23 protein-coding genes are annotated in these 25,595 nt (G+C 53.1%); all 23 read left to right on the top strand.

The window, feature by feature from the left end; translation table 11 throughout:
• Positions 1 to 26 precede the first annotated feature (26 nt).
• Entirely contained in the window at positions 27 to 734 is a 708-nt protein-coding gene (gene rplA / locus KIB08_RS02420; protein WP_303989135.1) for a 50S ribosomal protein L1, read from the top strand.
• A 180-nt stretch (positions 735 to 914) separates the two neighbouring features.
• On the top strand, positions 915 to 1,445 hold the full coding sequence (gene rplJ, locus KIB08_RS02415) for a 50S ribosomal protein L10 (protein ID WP_303989132.1): 531 nt from the start codon (positions 915 to 917) through the stop codon (positions 1,443 to 1,445).
• Positions 1,446 to 1,474: 29 nt separating this feature from the next.
• On the top strand, positions 1,475 to 1,846 hold the full coding sequence (rplL, locus tag KIB08_RS02410) for a 50S ribosomal protein L7/L12 (protein WP_303989130.1): 372 nt from the start codon (positions 1,475 to 1,477) through the stop codon (positions 1,844 to 1,846).
• Between the two features lie 53 nt (positions 1,847 to 1,899).
• On the top strand, positions 1,900 to 2,295 hold the full coding sequence (locus KIB08_RS02405) for a septum formation initiator family protein (protein ID WP_368487379.1): 396 nt from the start codon (positions 1,900 to 1,902) through the stop codon (positions 2,293 to 2,295).
• A gap of 76 nt (positions 2,296 to 2,371) precedes the next feature.
• Positions 2,372 to 2,839, top strand: coding sequence for a S1 domain-containing RNA-binding protein (locus KIB08_RS02400; protein WP_303989127.1), 468 nt, complete (start codon positions 2,372 to 2,374; stop codon positions 2,837 to 2,839).
• A 52-nt stretch (positions 2,840 to 2,891) separates the two neighbouring features.
• Positions 2,892 to 3,785, top strand: coding sequence for a Ppx/GppA phosphatase family protein (locus KIB08_RS02395; RefSeq protein ID WP_303989124.1), 894 nt, complete (start codon positions 2,892 to 2,894; stop codon positions 3,783 to 3,785).
• Positions 3,782 to 5,173: a tRNA lysidine(34) synthetase TilS gene (tilS, locus tag KIB08_RS02390; protein WP_303989121.1), complete on the top strand. Its 1,392-nt coding sequence runs from the start codon at positions 3,782 to 3,784 to the stop codon at positions 5,171 to 5,173. The genes KIB08_RS02395 and tilS overlap by 4 nt, the downstream gene beginning before the upstream one ends.
• Positions 5,139 to 5,678, top strand: a complete 540-nt coding sequence (gene hpt / locus KIB08_RS02385; RefSeq protein WP_303989119.1) for a hypoxanthine phosphoribosyltransferase — start codon at positions 5,139 to 5,141, stop codon at positions 5,676 to 5,678. Before tilS ends, hpt begins: the two co-directional genes overlap by 35 nt.
• 76 nt (positions 5,679 to 5,754) lie before the next feature.
• Entirely contained in the window at positions 5,755 to 7,752 is a 1,998-nt protein-coding gene (gene ftsH, locus KIB08_RS02380) for an ATP-dependent zinc metalloprotease FtsH (protein ID WP_303989117.1), read from the top strand.
• Between the two features lie 137 nt (positions 7,753 to 7,889).
• Positions 7,890 to 8,873, top strand: a complete 984-nt coding sequence (locus KIB08_RS02375; protein ID WP_303989113.1) for a biotin--[acetyl-CoA-carboxylase] ligase — start codon at positions 7,890 to 7,892, stop codon at positions 8,871 to 8,873.
• Positions 8,874 to 8,884: 11 nt separating this feature from the next.
• The gene (locus KIB08_RS02370) at positions 8,885 to 9,649 is read left to right on the top strand and encodes a type III pantothenate kinase (RefSeq protein ID WP_303989110.1); all 765 of its coding nucleotides are present in this window, start codon (positions 8,885 to 8,887) and stop codon (positions 9,647 to 9,649) included.
• Positions 9,633 to 10,622, top strand: coding sequence for a tRNA dihydrouridine synthase DusB (gene dusB, locus KIB08_RS02365; RefSeq protein WP_303989106.1), 990 nt, complete (start codon positions 9,633 to 9,635; stop codon positions 10,620 to 10,622). Before KIB08_RS02370 ends, dusB begins: the two co-directional genes overlap by 17 nt.
• 103 nt (positions 10,623 to 10,725) lie before the next feature.
• Positions 10,726 to 11,211, top strand: coding sequence for a transcription elongation factor GreA (gene greA / locus KIB08_RS02360; protein WP_303989104.1), 486 nt, complete (start codon positions 10,726 to 10,728; stop codon positions 11,209 to 11,211).
• Between the two features lie 313 nt (positions 11,212 to 11,524).
• Entirely contained in the window at positions 11,525 to 13,759 is a 2,235-nt protein-coding gene (speC, locus tag KIB08_RS02355; protein ID WP_303989102.1) for an ornithine decarboxylase, read from the top strand.
• A gap of 40 nt (positions 13,760 to 13,799) precedes the next feature.
• A complete protein-coding gene (potE, locus tag KIB08_RS02350; RefSeq protein WP_303989099.1) occupies positions 13,800 to 15,137 on the top strand; it encodes a putrescine-ornithine antiporter in 1,338 nt (445 codons plus the stop codon).
• A 122-nt stretch (positions 15,138 to 15,259) separates the two neighbouring features.
• Positions 15,260 to 16,180, top strand: coding sequence for a LysR family transcriptional regulator (locus tag KIB08_RS02345; protein ID WP_303989096.1), 921 nt, complete (start codon positions 15,260 to 15,262; stop codon positions 16,178 to 16,180).
• A 246-nt stretch (positions 16,181 to 16,426) separates the two neighbouring features.
• Positions 16,427 to 17,986 (top strand): lysine--tRNA ligase, encoded by a 1,560-nt coding sequence (lysS, locus tag KIB08_RS02340; protein WP_303989093.1) that lies wholly within the window; start codon positions 16,427 to 16,429, stop codon positions 17,984 to 17,986.
• Positions 17,987 to 18,350: 364 nt separating this feature from the next.
• Positions 18,351 to 18,479: a hypothetical protein gene (locus KIB08_RS02335; protein WP_303989090.1), complete on the top strand. Its 129-nt coding sequence runs from the start codon at positions 18,351 to 18,353 to the stop codon at positions 18,477 to 18,479.
• Between the two features lie 164 nt (positions 18,480 to 18,643).
• Positions 18,644 to 20,836 (top strand): ornithine decarboxylase, encoded by a 2,193-nt coding sequence (locus KIB08_RS02330; RefSeq protein WP_303989088.1) that lies wholly within the window; start codon positions 18,644 to 18,646, stop codon positions 20,834 to 20,836.
• Between the two features lie 97 nt (positions 20,837 to 20,933).
• A complete protein-coding gene (gene potE / locus KIB08_RS02325; RefSeq protein WP_303989085.1) occupies positions 20,934 to 22,382 on the top strand; it encodes a putrescine-ornithine antiporter in 1,449 nt (482 codons plus the stop codon).
• Positions 22,383 to 22,573: 191 nt separating this feature from the next.
• Positions 22,574 to 23,269 carry a shikimate kinase gene (locus KIB08_RS02320; protein ID WP_303989082.1) on the top strand — a complete coding sequence of 232 codons (696 nt, stop codon included), beginning with the start codon at positions 22,574 to 22,576 and terminating at the stop codon, positions 23,267 to 23,269.
• On the top strand, positions 23,178 to 24,140 hold the full coding sequence (locus KIB08_RS02315) for an ATP-dependent 6-phosphofructokinase (protein ID WP_303989080.1): 963 nt from the start codon (positions 23,178 to 23,180) through the stop codon (positions 24,138 to 24,140). Before KIB08_RS02320 ends, KIB08_RS02315 begins: the two co-directional genes overlap by 92 nt.
• 15 nt (positions 24,141 to 24,155) lie before the next feature.
• Positions 24,156 to 25,595, top strand: a 1,440-nt coding sequence (gene rlmD / locus KIB08_RS02310; protein ID WP_303989077.1) for a 23S rRNA (uracil(1939)-C(5))-methyltransferase RlmD, incomplete at its 3' end; no start/stop codon positions are given.

The following is a 25,595-nucleotide window of genomic DNA, read 5'->3' as shown; positions in this document are numbered from 1 at the left end:
TCTTACGAACCTTATTAGGAGGAAACATGGCTAAACTGACAAAACGCAGTAAACAGGCCTCCGCTCTCGTCGACCGCAATACGCAGTACGGGTTGGACGAAGCGGTGTCGTTGATAAAACAAACGGCAACGGCTAAATTTGATGAAACAATCGAACTCGCATTCAATTTGAATGTCGATCCGAAATATGCGGATCAGCAGATCCGCGGCGCAATGGTATTGCCGCATGGTACCGGTAAAACGAAACGCGTTCTCGTGTTTGCGAAAGGTGCCAAAGTGCAGGAAGCGGAAGATGCCGGCGCGGACTTTGTAGGCGGCGAAGAACTCGTTGCCAAAATCCAGGGCGGCTGGCTCGACTTTGATGTTGTTGTCGCTACCCCGGACATGATGGCCTTCGTCGGCCGTTTGGGTAAAGTATTGGGTCCGAAAGGCCTCATGCCGAACCCGAAAGTCGGCACTGTCACCATGGACGTTACCAAAGCGGTCCGGGAAGTCAAAGCGGGTAAAGTCGAATACCGCACCGATAAAGCGGGCAACATCCAGCTGTCGGTCGGCAAAGCGTCTTTCAGCGAAGACCAATTGCGTGACAACATTCGCGCGATCTTCGATCGTATCGCGAAAGCGCGTCCGGCGTCGATCAAAGGACAGTATATGAAATCCGTCACTTTGAGCTCGACCATGGGACCGGGTGTGACTTTGGATCCGACCAAAGTGGATGCACCGAAGGAAGACTGATCTTACTATTTACACTTAGCTTAAGACCGGTGGTTGTATATATAATGGACGTTGTCCGCCACCCGAGGCTGAGTACCGAAACCGCGAAGTTTCGGTGCGCGACCTCGTCACAAGCGGGGTCGTTTTTTCTTAGCTAACGTGCTAAATATAAAAAATCTTTCACAAAAGGAGGTGTCACCATTGGCAGGAACACCGCAAAAAAAGCAAGTCATTGATGAAATGCGCGGGAAATTGGAAAACGCGAAAGGCGCCGTTTTGGTCGAATATGTCGGCTTGAACGTAGCGACCGCCACCCAATTACGTCGCAAATTCTTGGAACACGGCGTTCACTATCAGGTTATTAAAAATACCTTGACCGCGATTGCGGCCAACGACCTGGGCTTGGGAGAATTCGCCGATCAATTGACCGGTCCGAACGCGATTGCGATCTCGGAATCCGACGCGGTTGCGCCGGCGAAAGCACTCAAAGAATTTATCGACGAAACAAAGAGCGAAGCGATCACCGTAAAAGCGGGTCTGCTCGAAGGCGCGGTCATCGGTGTCGACGAAGTGCAGCATCTGGCTGACTTGCCGAGCCGTGAAGTGCTCTTGGCCAAAGTGGTCGGCAGCATGCAGGCGCCGATTACCGGCTTTGTACGTTGCCTGCAGGGCAACATTACCAACCTCGTGTATGTACTCGAGGCGATTCGCAAACAAAAAGAAAGCGCTTAATTAGCGGATTCATTTAAGGAGGAATTATAATGACTAAAGAAGAACTTATGCAAGCCATTGAAGAGATGTCGGTTCTCGAACTCGCCGATCTCGTAAAAGCTATGGAAGAAAAATTCGGTGTTTCGGCAGCGGCTCCGGTAGCGGTAGCGGCAGCGGGCCCGGCAGCAGCCGGCGCGGTAGCGGAAGAAAAATCCGAATTTGACGTTGTACTCGCTGAAGTCGGCGCGTCCAAACTGAAAGTTATTAAAGTCGTTCGCGAAGCGACCGGCTTGGGCCTGAAAGAAGCGAAAGCTCTCGTTGACGGTGCTCCGGGCAACGTCAAAGAAGGCGTTTCCAAAGAAGATGCGGAAGCTTTGAAAGCGAAGCTCGAAGAAGCCGGCGCAAAAGTCGAACTGAAATAATCGACCTGCTAAAAAACGTCCCTGCGGGGACGTTTTTTATTGCGCTAAATACGATGGAGTATGGTACAATGAACGCGTACAGAAAGGGAATCGCAATGACCAAATATAACCCGCAGAGACCGCCGCGGATACATCCCGCCCAAGCGCCGCTTTCAAACCAACCGCCGGTGAGGCATCGCAAGTCGTCACCATGGTGGAAAAATATAAAATATATAGTCTTCGGTATCCTCATCCTCCTCGTTGTCGGATTTCTTGTCGAAAGGGGTTTGAAATACTGCGAATTGCATCAGGAAATGATTCGCGTCGAACAACAACAGCAGCAGTTGGAGACCGAACAGCGTGAGCTGGAGGCGGAAAAAGCGAAATATAACGATCCGAAGGCGGTGGAGAAGGAAGCGCGGGAGCAACTCGGTTTGGTAAAACCCAACGAAGTCCCCTATATCCGCTAACATTGCATGCAAACGGATTATTTCGTATAATAAAGATACTTATTCAGTTGTTATATAAGGAGGATATTATCAACGCATGAGCGTAACAGTCGGAAGCATAGTTGAAGGAGTTGTCACGGGCTTGGCGAAGTTCGGGGCATTTGTCGAACTGCCGGACAAAAAGGTAGGATTGGTGCATATTTCAGAGGTGGCGCATGAGTACGTCAGCGACATCAACGAGTATTTAACGGTAGATCAGAAAGTCACAGTCAAAGTCGTTTCGATGGACGCCAACGGCAAAATCGCTCTTTCGATGAAGCGGGCTCAGCCGCGACCGCAGACGACGAGCGGGCGGGCACCGCGCCGCAATGACGCGGGGAATGCGCCCTATGCCGATCGGCGACCGCCCGCGGCGAGACGCGGCGGCAACCGTCGTTCCCAAGGACCGAGCTCGTTTGAAGATAAACTCAGCCGGTTCCTGAAAGACAGCGATGAACGCCTGAGTGATTTGAAGCGTAACACCGAATCCAAACGCGGCGGACGCGGCGCGCGACGGTCCGATTAACGGTTAATAACCGGGCATCCTGCAAAGGGTGCTTTTTTTATAGGAGGCAACTATGAAACAGGCGGTACTGGATATCGGCACGAATTCGGTACGTTTACTGGTCGCGGAAACAGTGGAAGATCAGACGACCACATTGCGGAAAGATATTCGGGCGACGCGGCTCGGCGACGGCTTGGCGGCGGGCAGCCCTCTCAATGAGGCGGCGAAAAATCGCACCTTGGCAGGTATTCGGGAACTCGTTGACGAAGCGCGCGAAGCGGGCGCCGAACGATGGACGGTTGTCGGTACGAATGCGCTGCGTGAGGCGAGCGACGGCGAAGTGTTTGCGCGGCAAGTGGCTCAGCTCATCGGGGCGCCGGTACGTATTATCAGCGGCGTCGACGAAGCGCGTTACGGCTATCTCGGCGCGGTCAAGACAAACAGTCTGGTGACGGCGGTCGTCGATATCGGCGGCGGCAGCACGGAAATCGGCGTCGGTTTCGGCGGTGATCTCGGCGCGGCGGTGAGCATGCCCCTGGGAGCGGTGCGCGGTACACGCGATTTTGACATGATGACGCCGCGCGGTATCGCCGAATTGAAAAAACATTGCTTTGCTGTATTGAAAGAAGAAACAACCGAAGTGCAAGGCGTGAAAAGCTGGATCGGCGTCGGCGGCACGATGACGAGTATTGTCTCGATGCTGTTGGAACTCGAACCGTATGACGCCGAAAAAGTGCAGGGCTACGTGCTCGCGTATGAGGATCTGCACGCGCTGCGTGAGCGTCTGACGGGCATGTCGTATGAAGAGCGCACGAAGCTGCCCGGGTTGGCGCGCGAGCGGGCGGATATTATCGTAGCGGGCGCGGTCATCGCGGAAAGTTTACTGGAATATTTTGCGCTGCCGGAAATTACCGTAAGCGATCGGGATTTACTCGAAGGAATCTATCGGGAGGCTTATCTCTTGTGACGGATTTTGTCGCAAAAGTCAATGCTTTCGTGTGGGGGGAGGCGCTGTTTGCTCCGGGCGACGCCATCTTGATCGGTTGCAGCGGCGGACCGGATTCGCTGGCCCTCGCGCTCTACCTGGCGGCGGCGCAAGAAGAGTTTCACATCACCGCGGGACTCGCGTATGTGCATCACCATTTACGCGCGGCGGCGGATGCGGAAGTCAAATTCGTGCGCGCCTTGGCGCAAGACTTGAAATTGCCCTTCTACCGGTTGGACGCCGATGTGCCGCGGGCGGTGCAAACGACCGGCGAATCGGTCGAAACCGCGGCGCGGGCATTGCGTTACCGATCGCTTGAACAGTTGCGCGAGCAAGAGGAATATACCTTGCTTGCCGTGGCGCATCATGCCGATGATCAGGCGGAAACCGTGCTTCATCATGTATTGCGCGGCACGGGCCTGACGGGGCTTGGCGGCATGCGGGCGAGAAACGGCCATATCGTGCGTCCGTTTCTCGGCGTCACGCGGGCGGAAATCGAAACCTATTTGACGCATTTTCCGTACACGCCCTGTATGGATGAGACGAATACGGATACGACCTATTTGCGAAACGCATTGCGTCATGAAGTGCTGCCACATCTTGCGCAATATAATCCGCGCATTCGCGAACATTTGGTACAGCTCGCGACGACGGCCGCCGCGGATGACGAGTATTTGGATAATGTCATTGTCGATGTTCTCACTCAAATCACGCGGCGTGAAGCGGAAACTATTGTTGTTTCCCGCGGCGCGTTCAACGACTTGCCGAACGCATTGCAACGGCGCGTCGTTCGCAAGTTGTGGCGAGAAGAAAGCGGTACAACGCTTTCGTTCGCGCATACCGAACGCCTTGTCGCTTGGTTCGCGACGGGAGAAACCGGCACCGAACAGAACTTATACGGTCTGACGGCGGTGTTGACTGCGACCGATGCGCTGCTGTCGCCGCAAGCGGCGGTCGTTGCGGAAACAGCAGCGATGACGCGGACGGCGGACGATCCGCTGGCGCTCGGGGACTTGCGGGTGCGGATCCGCGCGCTTGCGGAAGGTGAAACGGCGCCATGGGTCATTCCGGCGCGCGTTTTGACCGGTCCTTTGACATTGCGTTACCGCCGCGCGGGCGATCGGATTCCGTTTCCTTTCGGCACGAAAAAATTGAGCGATTATTTTATTGATAGTAAAGTGCCGCGCCGTTGTCGTGACAGCGTCGTGCTGCTCGCCGACGACAGGCACGTATACGCGGCCTTTGATTATTTTACATTACATGATTTTTCAGGTGTTGCAACGGTCAATGACCGGCCGGAACGGCTGGCGATTGATGTGCAGAGGAGGACAAATAATGCATCCGAATATCGCCAAAATACTGGTGACTGAAGAAGAAATTCGCGACCGTGTCGCCGTATTGGGACGGGAGATTACCAACGACTACCGCGGCAAAAAATTGCTTTTAGTCGGCATTTTGAAAGGTTCCGCGGTATTTATGGCCGATTTGATGCGCCAAATCGATTTGGACGTGCAAATCGATTTTATGGTGGTTTCGAGTTACAGCAACAGCACGCAGTCGCAGGGGCATATTCAGATCCGTAAAGACTTGAGCACGGATATTAACGGCCGCGACGTGCTGGTGGTGGAGGATATGATCGACTCGGGCACGACGTTGTACTATCTGAATGAGATTTTGCAAGTGCGCGGCGCCAACTCCGTCGAATTCGTTACTCTTTTGAACAAGCCGTCGCGCCGTGAAAAACAGGTCGACGTACGGTACATCGGTTTTGACGTGCCGAATGAATTCGTCGTCGGCTACGGCTTGGATTTCGCGGAAAATTATCGCAACCTTCCGTTCGTGGGTGTTCTCAAACCGGAGTACTACGAATCATAATTGTAAAAAAATTCTCATCATGATAAAATGAAATGACATTCTGTTGGGAATTGACCCATGGGAAAGGGGAAGTCATTTGAATCGATTTATTAAAAACGTCAGCTTGTACGTTCTGCTGATTATTATTGCGGTGTCGATGTTTACGAACTTCGTGGAGCCGCAGGAAAAGAAATCGGATCTTACGTATTCGAATTTCTTGACGCAAGTCGAGCAGAAAAATGTGGAATATGTCACACTGACGAATAATTCCATTAGCGGTAAGCTTAAAAACGGCACGGAATTTACCACCTACGCGCCGGATAATGATGCGCAGTTGTTGCCGATTTTACGCGCCAACAACGTGACCATTCAGGCCAAGCCGCCGGAACAACCGTCCTGGTGGTTGGGCATGTTGACTTCGCTGTTGCCGATTTTGCTTTTGATCGGCGTCTGGTTCTTTATCATGAACCAAACGCAGGGCGGCGGCGGTCGCGTGATGAACTTCGGCAAGTCGCGCGCGAAAATGCATGAAGAAGGCAAAGTACATGTCACTTTTGCCGATGTCGCCGGCGAAGAAGAAGCCAAACAGGAATTGACGGAAGTCGTTGATTTTCTGAAACACCCGGGTAAATATAACGCGATCGGCGCGAAAATTCCGAAAGGCATTTTGCTCTTCGGCCCGCCCGGTACCGGTAAAACGCTTTTGGCGAAAGCCGTAGCCGGCGAAGCGAATGTGCCGTTTTTCAGTATCAGCGGTTCGGACTTCGTCGAAATGTTTGTCGGCGTCGGCGCGTCACGTGTCCGTGATTTGTTTGTTCAAGCGAAGAAGAACGCGCCCTGTATCGTCTTCATCGATGAAATCGACGCGGTTGGTCGCCAGCGCGGCTCCGGCCTCGGCGGCGGTCATGACGAACGCGAACAAACGCTGAACCAGCTCTTGGTCGAGATGGACGGTTTCGGCGCGAACGAAGGCATCATTACGCTCGCGGCGACGAACCGACCGGATATTTTGGATCCGGCGCTTTTGCGTCCGGGCCGTTTTGACCGTCAGGTCGTAGTCAGCCGTCCGGATTTGCGCGGACGGGAAGCGATTCTGAAAGTTCACGCGAAAAATAAACCTTTGGAAGGCGATATCGACCTTAAAATTATCGCCAAGAAAACGCCGGGCTTTACCGGCGCGGATCTGGCCAACCTCTTGAACGAAGCGGCGCTGTTGGCGGCGCGGCAAAACAAGAAAACAATCGGCATGGCGGAACTCGAAGAAGCGAGTGAAAAAGTCGCCTACGGTCCGGAACGTCGTAGCCACGTCGTGAGCGAACGGGAACGCAAAATCACGGCCTACCACGAATCGGGGCACGCGATTATCGCCGAGCTGATGCCGGACGCGGATAAGGTTCACAAAGTAACCATCGTGCCGCGCGGGCAAGCAGGCGGCTATACCATGACGCTACCGCAGGAAGAGCGCGCGTACATTACCAAATCGCAACTCTTATCTGAAATTCGCGTCTTGATGGGCGGCCGCGTGGCGGAGGAAATCACGTTCAATGATATCTCCTCCGGCGCGTCCAACGATTTGGAACGCGTCACTCAGATTTTGCGCAATATGATTATGCGTTGGGGCATGAGCCCACGCTTGGGACCGATCACGTTCGGGGAACATCAGGAACAGATTTTCCTTGGCAAGCAACTCGGCTCCGAACGCAACTACGGTGAAGATATCGCCACCGCGATTGACGAGGAAATGCGTAAATACGCGGAAGAAGCCTACGCGGAAACCAAAAAGCTGCTGCTCGAAAACAGAGACGTATTGGAAGCGATGGCGCAGGCGCTTTTAGAAGTCGAAACAATCGACTCCAAGCAGGTCGCCAACCTTTTCAAATACAAATCGATTACGCCGCCGCCGGGAGCACCGCAGGCGGAAGATTTCGATGACGGAACCGCGGTCGAAGCGCCGCCGCTTCCGGATCCGACGGCCGAACAGCCGTGGCGGCAACCGCCGCCGGCGCCGCCGGTCGCTCCGAAGCCGGGACCGGAAACCCCGCCTTCACCGAGCGGTGATGTGCCGCCGAAAGATCGTTGGCATCGCGAGAATTGAACATACAAAAAACGACTGCATCGCGGGATGCGGTCGTTTTTTTGTATGTTAACGGAAGCGCGAGGATAACTTGACAAATTGTAAACCTGTTTTTATAATAAGAATACATTCATCACGTAAAAAAGGAGTGGCAAAGCATGCGCAATAAGATTTTGGATTACTTTCGAAACGCTCACGGCGAGTACGTTTCGGGGCAACGAATTTCCGATGATCTGAAAGTTTCACGAACCGCCATTTGGAAACATATCAAGGTCCTTAAAGAACGCGGTTACGTGTTCGAGTCGAGCACGCGCAAAGGGTACCGGCTGTTGCATGCGCCCAACCTTCTGACGGAACTTGAAATCAACAGCGTTCTTTCCACCGAATCGTTCGGCCGCCATATTATTTATCGCGAGACCGCGCCCTCCACGAACGCTATCGCCAAGGAAGAAGCGCGGCGCGGCGCGCCGGAAGGAACGATTGTGGTCGCCGAAGAGCAGACCGGCGGTCGTGGTCGTCTGCAGCGCGCGTGGTTTTCCCCCTATGCCAAAGGGATTTGGTTCTCGCTGATTTTGCGGCCGCATTTTTCGCCGCTCGAAGCGTCGAAGTGCACGTTGCTGGCCGCCGTCGCGCTGGTGCGCGCGTTCCATCAGGCGGGTCTTACCGAAGCGGGTATCAAATGGCCGAATGATTTGCTGGTGAAACGTCGCAAAATCGTCGGCATCCTGACGGAAATGGACGCGACGATGGAAGAGATCAATTACATCGTCATGGGGATGGGCATCAATACCGATGTCGCCCGTGTCGATTTACCGGAAGACCTGCGGGATAAAGCGACTTCGTTTTTGCTGGAAGGCGTACGTATTCCGCGTAAAGAATTGCTTAATTTGATTTTGATGGAGCTTGAAACCCTGTATGCGGAAGTGGAAACGAACGGCTTCGCTAATATTCTTGACGAATGGCGCAAATATTCGGTGACGCTCGGTCGGGATATCAATGTCATCACACCGGGTTACACCTACAGCGGTAAAGCGATCGATATCGATTCCGACGGCTGCCTCTTGGTGGAAACGGATCACGGCGTTGAACGCGTACTGGCGGGCGAAGTTTCGATTCGCTACAAAGATGAAGCGGCACAGTAAAGGAGAAACCTATGCTACTTGTCATGGACGTCGGCAATACGAATATCGTACTCGGCGTATTTGAAGGCCACGAGCTCAAGGATTCGTGGCGGATTTCTACGGATCGTTTTCGGACGACCGATGAATACGGCGTATTAATCGGTAACTTATTCCATTACAACAAGGTCAAAATGACGGATGTGAAAGCGATCATGGTATCGTCCGTTGTGCCGCCGGTCAATCCGACATTGGAACGGATGGCGCAGCGCTATTTTAACGTGCAGGCGACATTTGTCGGTCCGGGCACGAAAACCGGCATGAATATTAAATATGAAAATCCGCGGGAAGTTGGCGCCGACCGTATCGTCAACGCGGTCGCGGCGTACGAACGCTTCGGCGGACCGTTGGTGCTCATCGATTTCGGTACGGCGACGACCTATTGCGCCATTTCGGAAAAAGGCGATTACTTGGGCGGCGCGATTGCTCCCGGCGTCGGCATTTCGATGGAAGCGCTGTTCCAGCGCGCCGCGAAGTTGCCGCGTATCGAACTCAAGAAAACGGAAAGTGTCATCTGCAAAAATACGATTGCCAGCATGCAGGCCGGCGTTTTCTACGGTTATGTCGGTCAGGTGGACGGCATCGTCAATCGCATGAAGCAGGAACTGGGCGATGGTGCGGCGGTCGTAGCCACCGGCGGTTGGGCGGCGTTGATCGCGGGCGAATCGCAGACGATCGACTATGTCGCGCCGATGTTGACTTTGGAAGGGCTTTTACTCTTATATGAACGCAACAAATAACACCCCCGCTATCGGCGGCGTGACGTTGCGCAACTGCGTGGCGCTCGCGCCGATGGCGGGCGTTTGCGATCAGACGTACCGACGACTTGCGACGGCGCAGGGCGTCGGTTTCGTTTGTACGGAAATGATCAGCGCCAAAGGACTTTTATATCATAATGAAAAAACACTGCGCATGTTGGCGCTGGCGGAAGATGAGCATCCGGTCGCGGTGCAGCTCTTCGGACACGTTCCGGACGAATTGGCGCAAGCGGCGCAAATCGTCGCGCAAGCGGGCGCGGATATCATTGACCTCAACATGGGCTGTCCCGTCGCGAAAGTCGTCAAAAACGGCGACGGTTCGGCGCTCCTGCGTGCCGTGCCGCAAGCGGCCGCCTGCATCGCCGCGATGGCGGACGCTGTGGACGTGCCGGTCACGGCGAAAATTCGTCTTGGCTGGGATGATGATTCCCGCAACGCCGTGACGGTGGCGCGCGCGCTGGCCGCCGCCGGCGCCGCCGCACTCACCGTGCACGGGCGCACGCGCGAACAGGGCTACAGCGGCCAAGCGGACTGGCAGGCGATCGCCGAAGTCGTCGCCGCCGTCGAAATTCCCGTCTGGGGAAACGGCGATGTGGTCGACGGGCCGAGCGCGGCCCGTCTGCTTGCGGAAACCAATGCGGCCGGCGTCGCTATCGGTCGCGCCGCCATGGGCAACCCGTTTGTTTTTCATGAAGTCACGACCTATCTGGCGACCGGTGCAGTCGTCGCGCCGCCGACGGCAACGGAACGCCTGACCATGTGTCGTCGGCACTTGCATATGCTCGCCGAAGAAAAAGGAGAAGCGGTCGCCGTTCGGCAAATGCGCACGCATGCGATCGGCTACTTGCGCGGCTTGCGCAACTCCGCCTCTTTACGACGGGAATTGATGCAGGCGGAAACGCTCGCGCGCTGGGATGAACTCCTGGCGAAAGCGCTTTCCTTTGCCGCGCTGTAGCGCATAAATGTGCGTGGACTCAGTCGGTGTACTGTGGTATAATTCAAATAATATTGTTTTTCTTAATGGTATTTATTTATATAAGTGAGGAGTTTTGGAAGATATGACGCAGGCAACGGAAGTCAGCGCTGCTTTCTTGGAAGAAATGAAAGAGGAGCTCGCTCAATTAAAATCAAAAACCCGTTTGGAAGTGGCGGAACGACTGAAGGAAGCCATCGCTCTCGGGGATTTAAGTGAAAACTCGGAATATGAAGACGCCAAAAATCAGCAGGCGTTTGTCGAAGGTCGGATCGCCGAACTGGAAGAACGCATCCGCAACGCGGTGATTATCGCCAACCCGAAAGGCAAGAAAGTATCGCTCGGCTCGGTCGTCACGATCAAAGACCAAAACGGAGAAACGCTGGAATACACGATCGTAGGCTCCGCGGAAGCGGATCCGTTTGAAGATAAAATTTCCAACGAATCCCCCGTCGGCAAAGCGCTGATCGGTAAGAAAGCCAAAGATAAAGTAACGGTGCAGGCGCCGGAGCAGGTACTCGAATACGAGATCGTTAAAGTCGTGAATACCGCCGGCAAAAAGAAAGCGTAACGCTTTCCGTAAGAGCCGCCCAAAGAAGATAAAAGCGAAAAAATATAATTTATACTATCTTTATAATAAAGATAAAGTATAATTGGAAGCAAACAAAAGTTAACAAAAACTGAAAATTGCGAAAAAGTTTGCTTATAAAGAAACCCCGCGGCCTCGCGCTCGGGGCTTCTTTTTTTATAAGTGAAGGGTTGACTTATAGATTTGCTGTATTATTCAAAACGCGCCGACCCGCCTATACTGACAGTGAGGACAATAGGTATCGATTAAGCGCGCAGTCGATGCCATGGTAAAAAATGAACAGGAGGATTGTCTTATGGCACTATTAAACGTCATCTGTAGCAAAGCAGCATACGAATGCTTTGACTTGCTTTCCGATCGTGAAGTTCTTTTTTTAGAAGATGTCATCGAAAATTTCGAGGTGGATTTAACTTCGGCGGCGGTCGTGATCGTCACCGAGGATGAAACGAATTGTCTGCAACAATTCATCGATTCGGCGTTGAATATTCCGATGTTCGTCATCTGTACGCGTCGGGACACTCAAATTCCGCTGGATCTCCTGGCGGCCGGCGTTCACGTTATGGACGTCAACGAATTTGATCGCGACCTGTTCGGACGTCAGATCGAACAGGCGGCCAAAGATTATGAAAAAGAAGTTTTACCCCCGTTCTTCCGTGAAATGACCGAATATGTGGGAAGCGGTAACATGACGCTGGCGACGCCGGGGCACCATGGCGGTCAGTTCTTCCGTAAACATCCGGCCGGACGTGCCCTTTACGACTGGTTCGGTGAAAATATGTTTCGCTCCGATATGAGCTCGTCCGACGTACGCATGGGCGATCTTCTGATTCACGAAGGGGCGCCGGCGGAAGCGGAAAAACACGCGGCGAAAGTATTTAACGCCGACACGACTTACTTCGTCATGAACGGCACGTCGACGGCCAATAAAGTCGTCATCAACGCGCTCTTGCATCCGGGCGATGTCGTATTGTTCGACCGTAACAACCACAAATCCGTGCACCACGGCGCGTTGGTACAGGTCGGCGCGAAACCGGTTTATTTGGAAACCGGACGCAACCCGTTCGGCTTTATCGGCGGCGTGGATGAACATTGCTTTGAAGAAGACTATCTGCGCGCGGAAATCGCCAAAGTCGATCCGGAAAAAGCCAAGGCGAAACGCCCGTTCCGTTTGGCGTTGATCCAGCTCGGCACCTATGACGGCACGATTTATAACGCGCGTCAGGTCATCGACCGCATCGGTCACCTGTGCGACTACATTCTTTTCGACTCCGCTTGGGTCGGTTATGAACAATTTATTCCGATGTTGCGCGACTGCAGCCCGCTGCTTTTGGAACTCGGACCGGATGATCCGGGCGTCCTGGTCACGCAGTCGGTACATAAACAGCTCGCCGGCTTCTCGCAGGCCTCCCAAATTCATAAAAAAGACAGTCACATTAAAGATCAGCCGCGGTACTGCAACGACGACTGCTTCAACAACGCATTTATGTTGCACGCGTCGACCTCGCCGTTCTACGCGATTTTCGCCTCGCTGGACGTCAACGCGAAGATCCACGAAGGCAAAGCGGGCCGCAAATTGTGGGCCGATACCGTTAAACTCGGCATTGATATCCGCAAAGAAATCATCAAAAACTGTCACTATTTCAAGCCGTTCATTCCGGAAACAATTGACGGCAAAGCGTGGAAAGATTACGACACCGATACCATCGCCAATGACGTCCGCTTCTTCCGCATGAACCCGAAAGACAGCTGGCACGGCTTTGAAGCGTACGGTGAAAATCAGTACGTCATTGATCCGTGCAAGTTGCTCCTCTATACGCCGGGCATCAATAAAAAAACGTGGGAATATGAAGACTTCGGTATTCCGGCGGGATTGCTTTCGAACTACCTGCGCGAACACGGCATGACACCGGAAAAGAGCGATTTGAACTCGATTCTCTTCCTGCTTACGCCGGCGGAAACCTATACGAAGATGCAGAACCTGATTTCACTCCTCGTGCGGTTTGAAACCTGTCTGGACGAAGATCTGCCGCTTTCGCAGGTATTGCCGAAGATTTATAAACAAAACGAAGCCCGTTACAAAGGCTACACCATTCGACAACTCTGCCAGGAAATGCACGAGTTCTACAAATCGCGCCGCGTCAACATTCTGCAGAAACGTTTGTTCCGCAAAGAATACCTGCCGGAAGTCGCGATGAGCGCGAAAGACGCGAACTATGAATTCGTCGCGGGCAACTGGGAAAAAGTGACCCTCGATAAGATCAAAGGCCGCGTAGCTTTGGAAGGCGCGTTGCCGTACCCGCCGGGAATCATCACGATTGATCCGGGCGAACGCTGGGGCGATACCGTCATCGAATATTTCCGTGCCTTGGAAGATACGATCAATCTGTTACCGGGATTTGCCGGTGAAATTCAGGGCGTGCACTTCGCTGAAATCGACGGTAAAACACGCGCGGTAGCGTATGTTTTGAAAGACGAAAGCGTCATTCAAAACGCGGATAGTAAAACGGCCGCGAAAAAGACAAAAAAATAATCGCCCGAGTGGCGGTGATATCTAAAAGGATGCGATCACTATGTCACAAGAAACAAAAAAAATGGGCGTCGTTCAGCTGACTATTATTACGGCGGTTAACATGATGGGCTCCGGCATCATCATGTTGCCCGCCAAGCTGGCGTCCGTTGGTACGATGTCGATCCTCTCCTGGCTGGTGACGGCGGTAGGGTCGATGTGTTTGGCTTACTGTTTTGCCCAATGTAGCATGTTCAGCAGAGAACAGGGCGGCATGGGCGGCTACGCTGACAACGCGTTCGGCAAGGCCGGCAATTTTATTTGCAACTATACGTATTCGTTTTCATTGATTATCGCCAACGTCGCGATTGCGATTTCCGCGGTCGGCTACGGCACGGAATTTATGGATATGAAACTGTCTGCCTTGGGCGTTGGGATTGCAGCGATCGCGACGCTTTGGGTGACGGCAGTACTGAATTTCGGTGGCGCCGGCATTACCGGCAAAATCGGTTCCGTTACCGTTTGGGGCGTAATTATTCCGGTCGTCGGCATCAGTCTGATCGGCTGGTTCTGGTTTGACCCGACGCTCTATATCAACTCATGGAACCCGCACGGACTGCCTTTTATGGAAGGAGTCAGCGAGTCGATTACGCTAACCCTCTGGTCGTTCTTGGGTTTGGAATCCGCATGCGCCAACAGCGACGCGGTGGAAAATCCGGAAAAGAACGTACCGATTGCGGTGTTGGGCGGCACGCTGGGAGCAGCGATCGTCTACATTGCCTCGACCAATGTGATGGCGGGGATAGTGCCGGTTGATCAGTTGGCTGCTTCCAACGCACCGTTCGGTTTTGTCTTTGCGCATATGTTCAGTCCGATCGTCGGCAAGATCGTCATGGGTCTGATGTCGCTCGCCTGCATCGGTTCGCTTTTGGGCTGGCAGTTCACGACCGCGCAGGTATTGAAGTCGTCGGCGGACGTCGGCTACTTCCCGCATGTTTTCTCGAAAGTCACGCGCGCCAATGCGCCGGTCGCGGGCATGATCATCATGACGATTATCGAAACCGTCATCGCGTTTACGACGATTTCCCCGAGTCTGATGGAACAGTTCAGCGCGATCGTCGATCTCGCGGTCGTCACCAATCTCGTTCCGTATGTGCTTTCGATGGCCGCCTTGCCGGTTATTTTGCATAAAGCGGGCGTGTCGAAACAAAAACAGATGACCACGTACGTGGTTAACCTCATTGCTACCGCGTACAGCTTCTACGCCCTGTATGCCTGCGGCGAATTCGCTCTGGCTTACGGCGGTCTGGTCACCTTCTTAGGCTGGACATTTTATGGCTTTGTCGCCAAGCGATTCGAAGTTGGTCAAACGAAAGAAAAAATGACGGCAACTCAAGTGTAATTCATCATCTAGCGGTTGTCTTGTTTAAAACCAGCAATTTCGATACAATTACATCGTGAGATAACAAGCTATTCGAACAGGTGGAGGATACCTCCACCTTGTTCTTGCATTGGGGGATTACGATGAATCTGGATTTTTATCGCAACTTTGTTATTGTGGCGGAATCCTATACCGTAAGTGAAGCCGCGCGACGTTTGAATATCGCGCAGCCGGCCTTGTCAGCGCAAATTAAAAGACTGGAGTCGTATTACGGCGTTCAACTGATTAAAACGAGACAGGGCAGTCGTCACTTGGAGTTGACGGCCGCCGGTGAACTTTTATATCGGCGGATGCGCCATATTTTGAATGCGACGGATGTACTGCGGACCGACCTGAAAATGGTCGCTTTCAATGAATTGGAAACGGTCGCGATCGGCACGGTGCCGGATCTTTCCATGGCCGTGGGGGAGTATGTCACCGACTTTGTGGAACAACACCCGGATCGTCGTTGGCGCATCATGGTCAACGATCTCGCTACGCTCGCCGAGCACTTGGAACGCGGTGAAATTCATTGCATCATGACACCGTTCGCCGCGTCGCAGGCGTTTATGTATACATTGGAAGGTGCTTTTACGAGACCGATTTACGCGATCGGGGAAAAGGATCATCCGCTACTGAAAGATAAACAACACGTGCGGATGGCGTCGTTGACCAAGGATCCGATTTGCTTGGCGACGGAATTGGAAGACGGATTTTTCCGCGGCTGTCGTGAAGAACATGTCGAAATTCCCGTTGGGATACGCTGCACATCGACGGCGACGGTGGTCGATGTGGCCTTGCGTTGCCATCGGATCGCGGTCATCGCGGGCGACGTGTCGCCGTGGCTGGCGCCCTACGTTACGGCGGTTCCGTTGCGTAGCAAGTACCTGCGAGCGGAGCATTACGTCTATACGCAAAAAGGGTCGGAGAACCCGAAAGTCATGCGTCAATTTCTTGATTATCTCAAGGCGAGGAAGGACTACCAACCTGATTTCCCACGTTCCGAGATGTCTGCGGAGGGTTGACACTCGAAAAACGGTTTGCTATAATTCTTGTTAATAAATTAAATTGGCAACCATTGGGGGGTCCGGTATGGAAGGGCAATTCGGCGCGGTATACTTACATTGCGTGCAGCCATTAGCGCCGGCACGCCGTGTGATCCTGCCGCGTAAGGCGACAGATGCCAAACCGACGTTTCGTCGGTAAAATACTTTTCTGCACATACAAAGAAAATTCATAACGGCTATGTCGACTTAAAGGGAGAGAATAACATGGATAACGCACAACACGAACATGGTTCCGAACTAGAACAACTGCGCGAAGGCGAATCGGAGCAGATGCAGATCCGCCGTGAAAAGCTGCAAAAGATTTACGATTTAGGAGTGACGCCGTTTGGTCAGAAATTTGACTGGACGCATCATAATCAGCAGATCATTGACGAATTTGCGGAACTGGAAGAACAGGAAGTCGCGATTGCCGGTCGTATCATGGCGCTCCGCGATCACGGCAAAACGGCGTTCCTGAATCTGCGCGACTTCACGGGCGACATTCAAGTCTACTTACGCCAGGATGAAGTATCCGAGCTCGAATACCAACTGTTTCAATTGCTGGATATCGGTGATATCGTCGGAATTAATGGCAAGGTCTTCAAAACGCACAAGGGTGAAATCACCGTGCGCGTGGAAAAACTGACCTTGCTTTCCAAAGGTCTGCGCCCGTTGCCGAACAAATGGCAGGGCTTGAAGGATCCGGAAATCCGTTACCGTCAACGTTATGTCGACCTGATCATGAACCCGCAAGTGCGTGACACTTTCAAAAAGCGTTCGCAGATTATCAATTGTATTCGCGAATGGCTCACCGATCACGGTTTCATGGAAGTCGAAACGCCGATGATGCAGACGATCTACGGCGGCGCCGCCGCGCGTCCGTTCATCACGCACCACAACGCGCATAACATGGATGTGTACATGCGGATCTCGCCGGAATTGTACCTGAAGAGATTGGTTGTCGGCGGTTTCGAACGCGTCTTTGAAATCAACCGCAACTTCCGCAACGAAGGTATCGACAACCGTCACAACCCGGAATTCACGATGCTGGAAACGTACCAGGCGTACGGCAACTTTGAAGACGCCATCTACCAGACGGAACAAATCGTTTCCTACTGCGCGCAGAAGGTACTCGGTACGATGAAAATTAACTATCAGGGGACGGAAATCGATCTCACCCCGCCGTGGAACCGCATGACCATGCCGGAAGCGGTCAAGAAATTCTCGGGTGAAGACTTCGACCAGGTAGAAACAATTGAAGAAGCGCGCGCGATCGCGGATCGCCTCGGTGCGGAATACACGGAACATGACGGCATCGGCAAGATCCTGAACGCGTGCTTTGAAGAAGTGGCGGAAGAAAAACTGATTCAGCCGACCTTTATTTTCGGTCACCCGCTGGAAATCTCGCCGCTCGCGAAACAAAATAAAGAAAACCCGTCGATTACCGACCGCTTTGAAGCTTTTATCTTCGGTCGCGAACTCGCCAACGGTTACTCCGAATTGAATGACCCGATCGATCAGCGCGGACGCTTTGAGCAGCAAATGCGTGAATTCGAAATGGGCGATGACGAAGCCCATCAGATGGACGAAGACTTCGTCACCGCATTGGAATATGGCTTACCGCCGACTGGCGGTTTGGGTATCGGGATTGATCGCATGATTATGTTCCTGACGGATGCCGCATCCATTCGCGATGTCATTCTGTTCCCGCTGATGCGTCCGGAAGAGGGACGCGCCGGACACGGTGACAAAGCGGACGAAGCAGCGGAAAACGAAGAAAAATAAAAGCGATATAACCAAAAAAGAGACCCTGCGGGGTCTCTTTTTTAGCGCAGAAACAAATTATGTATAGTAAAAATATATAAGTTAATCATAAATTAATAAAAATATAAGATTTATTATGCATAAAATGCATAATGGAAAGATCGGGAATGTAAAAATAAAATTATAAAAACATATAGATATATTAAAAATGTTTTTTTGTGATTTTTAATACATCCGCTGAAAAATACCCGCCGAACCTTGTATAAGAGGTGTTTTGAAGATTATAAAATAATTGTTGAGGTTGTTTGCAAAATTTAAAAATTATCAATAAACATTTCATTTAAAACCAAAATAAATCTGACCGATCTGTTTTGGGTGAAAATCTATGAATATTATGAAATTGACAGCCTTTGAATCGGAGGAATATAATGATGTTGAACAACGGGTGAAAGCCGCAAACACCCGTGTGGCACGTAACGATGTTTTTTTATGCACCTTAGGTGGTCAGAATTGAATAATGAGCCGGGACAGAATCGCTCGACGATCTGCCGGGTGAATGCAAATCGCCGAGCGGGGAAACCGGTTCGGCAGGCTGATGTACATCATCGTTGTGCTAATGCCGTTTTTTTGTGGCTATGACATTTATTGTCTAAGTAAGAAGACTGGGAGGTCTTAATAATGAAGCATCTGAAAGTGGGTTACAGTCCGCTCGCAGAACAATACTTTGACTTGGCGATCGGCCGGGAAAAAGTTTGTCTCGACAATACGGACTTCACTGATGTTGCGGTAGCCGTTATTACGGATCAGGAAATGGACTACCTCGACAAAGTGAAAGAAACGGGATTCAATATTCCGGTGATCGCCGTATTGACGGAAGGAAAAGCGCTCGACTTACAATACATGGGCCAAATTGACCATGTCATCGACGCGGCGAACACGGACACCAAACGCGGTTACTACAGCCGCCAGGTTGAACAGGCTGCAGCGGCGTACGAAGAAGACGTATTACCGCCTTTCTTCCGTTCGTTGGCTGACTATGTGGCAGCCGGCAAATCGCAGTTTGACTGCCCGGGCCATCAGGGTGGTATGTTCTACCGTAAAATGCCCGCAGGCCGTGCTTTCTTTGATTTCTTTGGCGAAAACGTATTCCGCGCCGACCTTTGCAACGCCGACGTTAAGTTGGGCGACCTCTTGATTCATGAAGGTCCGGCTTTGGATGCGCAGCAGCACGCAGCGCAGGTCTACAATGCGGACAAAACGTACTTCGTTTTGAACGGTACGTCGTCCTCCAATAAAGTCGTATTGAACGCTTTGCTCGCCCCCGGCGACTTGGTTCTCTATGACCGCAACAACCACAAATCGATTAACCACGGCGCTTTGGTTCAGGCCGGCGCGACTCCGGTATACCTGGAAACCGCTCGTAACCCGTTCGGTTTCATCGGCGGTATTCTGGAAGGCTGCTTCGATGAAAAGAAACTCCGCGAACTCGCTGCCGAAATGGACCCGAAAAAAGCGAAAGAAAAACGCCCGTTCCGTCTGGCGGTGATCCAGCTCGGTACCTATGACGGCACGATCTACAACGCGAAACAGGTCATTGAAAAGATCGGTCACCTCTGCGACTACATTCTCTTTGACTCCGCTTGGGTAGGTTATGAACAGTTCATTCCGATGATGCGCGACTGCAGTCCGATGCTCTTGGAACTCGGTCCGGATGATCCGGGTATCTTCGTAACCCAATCTGTCCACAAACAACAGGCCGGCTTCTCGCAGACCTCGCAGATCCACAAAAAAGACAGCCATATCAAAGGTCAGGATCGTTACTGCCCGCATAAACGCTTGAACAACGCGTTCATGATGCACGCCTCGACCTCGCCGTTCTATCCGATGTTCGCGTCCTTGGACGTCAACGCGAAAATGGCTGACGGCGAAGCAGGCAAACGTCTTTGGGTCGAAGCCGTTAAACTCGGTATCGAAACCCGTAAAGCGATTTTACGCAGCTGCAAAATGATCAAACCGTTCGTTCCGCCGACAGTCAACGGCAAACCGTGGGAAGACGGCGACACCGAAGACATGGCGAACAACCTGGACTACTTCCGTTTCGTTCCGGGGGAACGTTGGCACTCCTTCGACGGTTACGGCAAAGGCCAGTACTTCGTCGATCCGATGAAACTGCAGTTGACCACGCCGGGTATTAACGCGGAAGACGGCACCTATGAAGACTTCGGTATTCATGCCAACATTCTCGCGAACTACCTCCGTGAAAACAACATCATTCCGGAAAAATGCGACTTGAACTCGATTCTGTTCCTCTTGACGCCGGCGGAAACGCAGACCAAAATGCAGAACCTCGTAGCGCAAATCGCTCGCTTCGAACGCTTGATCGAAGAAGATGCGCCGATGCAGGATGTATTGCCGACCATCTACTACAACAATATCGACAAATACAAAGGTTACACGATTCGTCGTCTCTGCCAGGAAATGCAGGACTTCTACAAAGAACGTAACGTGAAAGAACTGCAGAAACGTTTGTTCCTGAAAGACTACTTCCCGGAATATGTCAATACGCCGTATAAAGCGAACCTCGAATTCGTTCGCAACCATGGTGAATTGGTACCGGTTGACGAAATCGAAGGCCGCATCGCCCTTGAAGGTGCGTTGCCGTACCCGCCGGGAGTTCTGACGGTCGTTCCGGGTGAACGCTGGAGCGCTACCGCGCAGAAATACTTCCTCGCGCTGAACGAAGGCATCAACCAGTTGCCGGGCTTCGCGCCGGAAATCCAGGGCGTATACCTGGAAACCGAAGACGGTAAGAAACGTGCTTACGGTTATGTATTGAAGAAAGAATACGAAGAAGAATTCGCGAAAGCGTAATTCGATTGTATTTGTAACACCTGCTTTCAGACACGGTGTGCCGGGCGGACTCGGCACACCGTAATGGAAGGCGGGTATTGAGGAGAGTGTTTTTATAATGGCAGATGGCTCACAAAATAAGATGAGCGTTGTCCAGCTGACAATTTTGACAGCTGTCAACATGATGGGGTCCGGTATTATTATGTTACCGACCAAGCTTGCGCAAGTAGGCACCATGTCCATTTTGAGCTGGGTCGTGACAGCGGTCGGTTCGATGTGCTTGGCGTATGCGTTTGCTAAATGTGGTATGTACACCCGCCGTGGCGGCGGTATGGGCGGCTACGCTGAATATACGTTCGGCAAAGCCGGTTCCTTTATGGCGAACTACACTTACGGTGTATCGCTCTTGATTGCCAACATCGCGATTGCGATTTCGGCCGTTGGTTACGCGCAGGAATTTATGGAAGTGCAGTTGTCTTCCGTAGCCGTTGGCATGTGGACGATCGCAACACTTTGGTTGGCGACAGTCATGAACTTCGGCGGTGCGAAATACACCGGGCGAGTTTCTTCGGTTACCGTTTGGGGCGTTATTATCCCGGTACTCGGCATTTCCGTTCTCGGTTGGTTCTGGTTCAACCCGTCGACCTATACGGAAGCTTGGAACCCGCACAACGTGCAATTCTTTGATGGTTTAACACAGTCGATCGCGATGACATTGTGGGCCTTCCTCGGCATGGAATCGGCAAGCGCCAACTCCGAAGCCGTTGAAAACCCGGAAAAGAACGTGCCAATCGCTTGCTTAGGCGGTACGTTGGGCGCAGCTATCATTTACATCTTGTCCACCAACGTTATGGCCGGTATCGTTCCGAACGCGGAACTTGCGATGTCTTCGGCGCCGTTCGGCTTGGCATTCGCGACGATGTTCACCCCGACAGTAGGTAAAATCGTCATGGGTCTCATGGTAATGTCTTGTTTCGGTTCGCTCTTGGGTTGGCAGTTCACGATCGCTCAGGTATTCAAAACCTCGTCGGACGAAGGCTACTTCCCGAAACTGTTCAGCAAAGTTACTTCCTATGGCGCACCGATCGTCGGCATGATCACGATCACCGTCATTCAGTCGCTCCTGTCGTTAATGACGATCAGCGACGCGCTGTATGAACAGTTTGAAACGCTGGTTAACTTGGCGGTTGTTACGAACATCATCCCGTACCTGCTCTCGATGGCGGCTCTGGTCGTTATTCAGAAAGCGGCGGGTCATTACAGCGGAACGACCACCTTCATCGCGCTCCTTGGTTCGTTGTACAGCTTCTATGCGCTGTATTCTTCGGGCTTCGACTCGATGACTTACGGTTCGCTCGTTACCTTCTTCGGTTGGACGCTCTACGGTTTCGTTTCGGAACGTTTCGACCTGATGGATTCCATTTACTGGAACCGTGAAGAAGATAAACGCACGGGCCGTGTCGATGAGGACGCGCAGAAACTCTACGCGGCGCACCAAGCCAAATTGGATAGCGAAGCGCATGTATCGCATGAATATGATCCGGCGATGAAAAGCGAAACTAAATAATGAATAAAGAAAAGAAGTCGCGCGAGCGGCTTCTTTTTTATTGTGTAAAACTTTTGTTTTTCCGGCGTCGCAAAATAAAAAAATTATCGACAGTATGGATTCCCGACCGTTTGAAAAGCCGAGCTCGCTCCCGATCTCTTCCGCATTGTTTTATCTGAGAATTTGTTATAATAAAAACAAAGAGGGAGATCATGCGAGAAGAACGTCAAAACCGTCTCATCAAAAAACGCAATATCGTTTTGATCGGCTCTATGGGCACGGGGAAAAGCCATGTCGGGCGGATGCTGGCGCGGGAGTTGGGCTGGCAGTTCATCGACACGGATCGCTTTTTGGAGCGTGAACGCGGCATGTCGCTGGCGGAACTCGGCGCGACACTCGGCGCGGACGCGTTGCGACAGGCGGAAGCCGAGGTCATTGAGCGCGTGCGCCGCTACCATCATGCGATCATCGCGGTCGGCGGCAACTTCGTGTTGGAAGAGGGCATGTTTGAACGTCTGCGCGAATATGGCGTAGTTGTTTTGTTGTACGCGAAAACATTTCGCATCATTGAGCGCGTAGCTCGCAAGCAGGGCAAACGCCCGACCATTGATTACGATAATTTGGCCGGTTGCGTCGCCGACTTGAATCGCGCCTGGTACGGTTGGCACGAACGCGCCGACTGCTCGGTGAATACCACGTATCGGACACCGACGCGCTTGGCGTATGCGATCCGTCGCTACCTGCATCGGGCGCCGTTTCGTTTCCTGACGCGACGCGGCAAAGAGCGACATAAAACGCGACGAAAGGGGTATAGTTATGGTAAGAAAAGTAGCCGTTCTGACCAGTGGCGGCGACGCGCCCGGCATGAACGCCGCGCTTCGAGCGGTCGTGCGGGCGGCGATTTATAGAGATTGGAACGTCGTCGGCATTCGGCGCGGCTATGCGGGGCTGTTGGAAGAAGATTACCTGCCGTTATTTCGTCGTTCCGTCGGCGGCATCATTCACCGCGGCGGCACGATGCTGCGCACCGCGCGCAGTCCCGAATTTAAAGAACCGATCTGCCAAAAACAGGCGCTTGATTTTTTGGAACGCATCAACGTCGACGGCCTGATCGTGATCGGCGGCGACGGCTCGTTACAGGGCGCCGCGTCATTATCGGCGCAGGGCTTGCCGACCGTGACCATACCCGCGACCATTGATAACGACATGGCGGGAACGGAAGACACCATCGGTTTTGATACCGCCGTCAATACGATCGTGCATGCGGTGAACGCCATTCGCGACACCGCTTTTTCGCATGAACGGATTGCCGTCATCGAGGTCATGGGACGTTCCCGCGGCCATTTGGCATTGACTGCGGCGGCCGCGTGCGGCGCGGAAGCGGTACTCGTGCCGGAACTTCCCGTCAGCATGGACGCCCTTGTGGAGCGTTTGCAAACCTGCCGCTACAACGGCAAGCATGACGGCATCGTCATTGTCGCCGAAGGCGCGGCCAAAGGCGCGGATGTGGCGCAAGCCATCAGCGAGCGCACCGCCTTTGAACCGTCCGTCACCGTGCTCGGATATATCCAGCGTGGCGGCGCGCCGAGCGCGCATGACAGCATCTTGGCCGGCCGTTTGGGCGCGGCGGCCGTCACCGCCTTGGAAGGAAACGATAGCGCGCATATGATCGCCAGTCGCGCGCAAAAAATGGTGGCCGTTCCCTATGCGGAATTATCACAAACTAAACGTGAGCTGGACATGGAACTGTACCAACTTGTTCATGAATTGAGTATGTAAAAGAATCGAGAGAATATGAAAAAAATAAACGCTGTTCCCGTCGCGCTCGGTCGCGACTACCCGATCACCATTCACGATCTGGGCAGTCACGGCGAGGGCGTCGGTCGTTATGAAGGATTTACCGTATTCGTTGCCGGCGCTTTGCCCGGCGAAACCGTGCGGGCGACTATCCTCACACTGAAAAAGAAATACGCCGTCGGCGATTTACGCGAAATCATCACCGCGTCACCCGATCGCGTCACGCCGCCGGAAGGCTACTATCCCGAAGTCGGGATCTATCCGCTGGTCACGTGGAACTATGCCGCGCAGCTGCGTTGGAAACGCGCTCGTGTCGCGCATTTATTGACCCATATCGGCGACATCGATGTCGTCGTTGAACCCGTCATCGGCATGGCGGATCCCTTCCATTATCGGAATAAAATTCAAGTCCCCGTCGGCTTGCGCGACGGTCGCCCCGCGATCGGCTTTTATGAACGCCAAAGCCACGACATTGTCGATATGACCACTTGCCTCTTGCAGGACCCCGCGACCAATCGCCTGCTCGCCGCCGTGCGCAAAATCCGCGCGGAACTTTCGACCGAACCCTATGACGAACGCACCGGCACCGGCGTACTGCGGCATGTCGTCGGCCGCACCGGCGAGGGCGGCAAAGTAATGGCGATCCTCGTCACCGCCACGCGCGAATTGCCGGACAAGGAACGTTGGATCGAACGCTTGCGCGAAGAAGTGCCCGAACTCGTATCGCTTTACCAAAATATTCAAAAAGAACGCACCAACGTCATTTTAGGCAAAACCATGAAACACTTGTGGGGGCATGAAGTGCTCGCCGCGATCATCGGCGATTTGCGCTTCGCCTTGTCGCCGGGCTCCTTCTTTCAAGTGAACCCCGTACAGACGCGAGTACTCTATGAAACCGCCTTGCAAGCGGCGCAGCTGACCGGGCAAGAAACCGTCATCGACGCCTACTGCGGCACCGGCACCATCTCGCTCTTTCTCGCGCGCCGGGCGAAGCGCGTCATCGGCGTAGAAAAATTCGCGCCCGCCGTCAAAGACGCCCGCAACAACGCCCGCTTAAACGGTTTGGAAAACGCGTCATTCATCGCCGGCGATACCGCGGAAATTTTACCCCAACTCGCCGCGCAGGGCGTCACACCCGAGGTCATCGTCATGGATCCGGCGCGTGCCGGTTGCGATGAAAAAGTGCTCGCGACCGTCGCCGACTGGCAACCGAGCCGCATCGTCTACGTCTCCTGCAACCCCGCCACCTTGGCGCGTGACGCGGCGTACCTCGCCGCCCGCGGCTATGCCGTCACCTATGTGCAACCCGTCGACATGTTCCCGCACACCACGCACATCGAGACGGTAGCTCTGTTGTCCAAACTAAATACAGAACATCATTTAGATATAGAAATAGGGGAAGATGAATTATCTGAAATTGACTTTTCAAAAGACGCA

Origin of the sequence: Negativicoccus succinicivorans (assembly GCF_018372215.1) — a bacterium.
Taxonomy (GTDB): Bacteria; Bacillota; Negativicutes; order Veillonellales; family Negativicoccaceae; genus Negativicoccus.
Note: the sequence above shows the minus strand (reverse complement) of the source record. Positions and strands in the feature narration are given on the sequence as shown.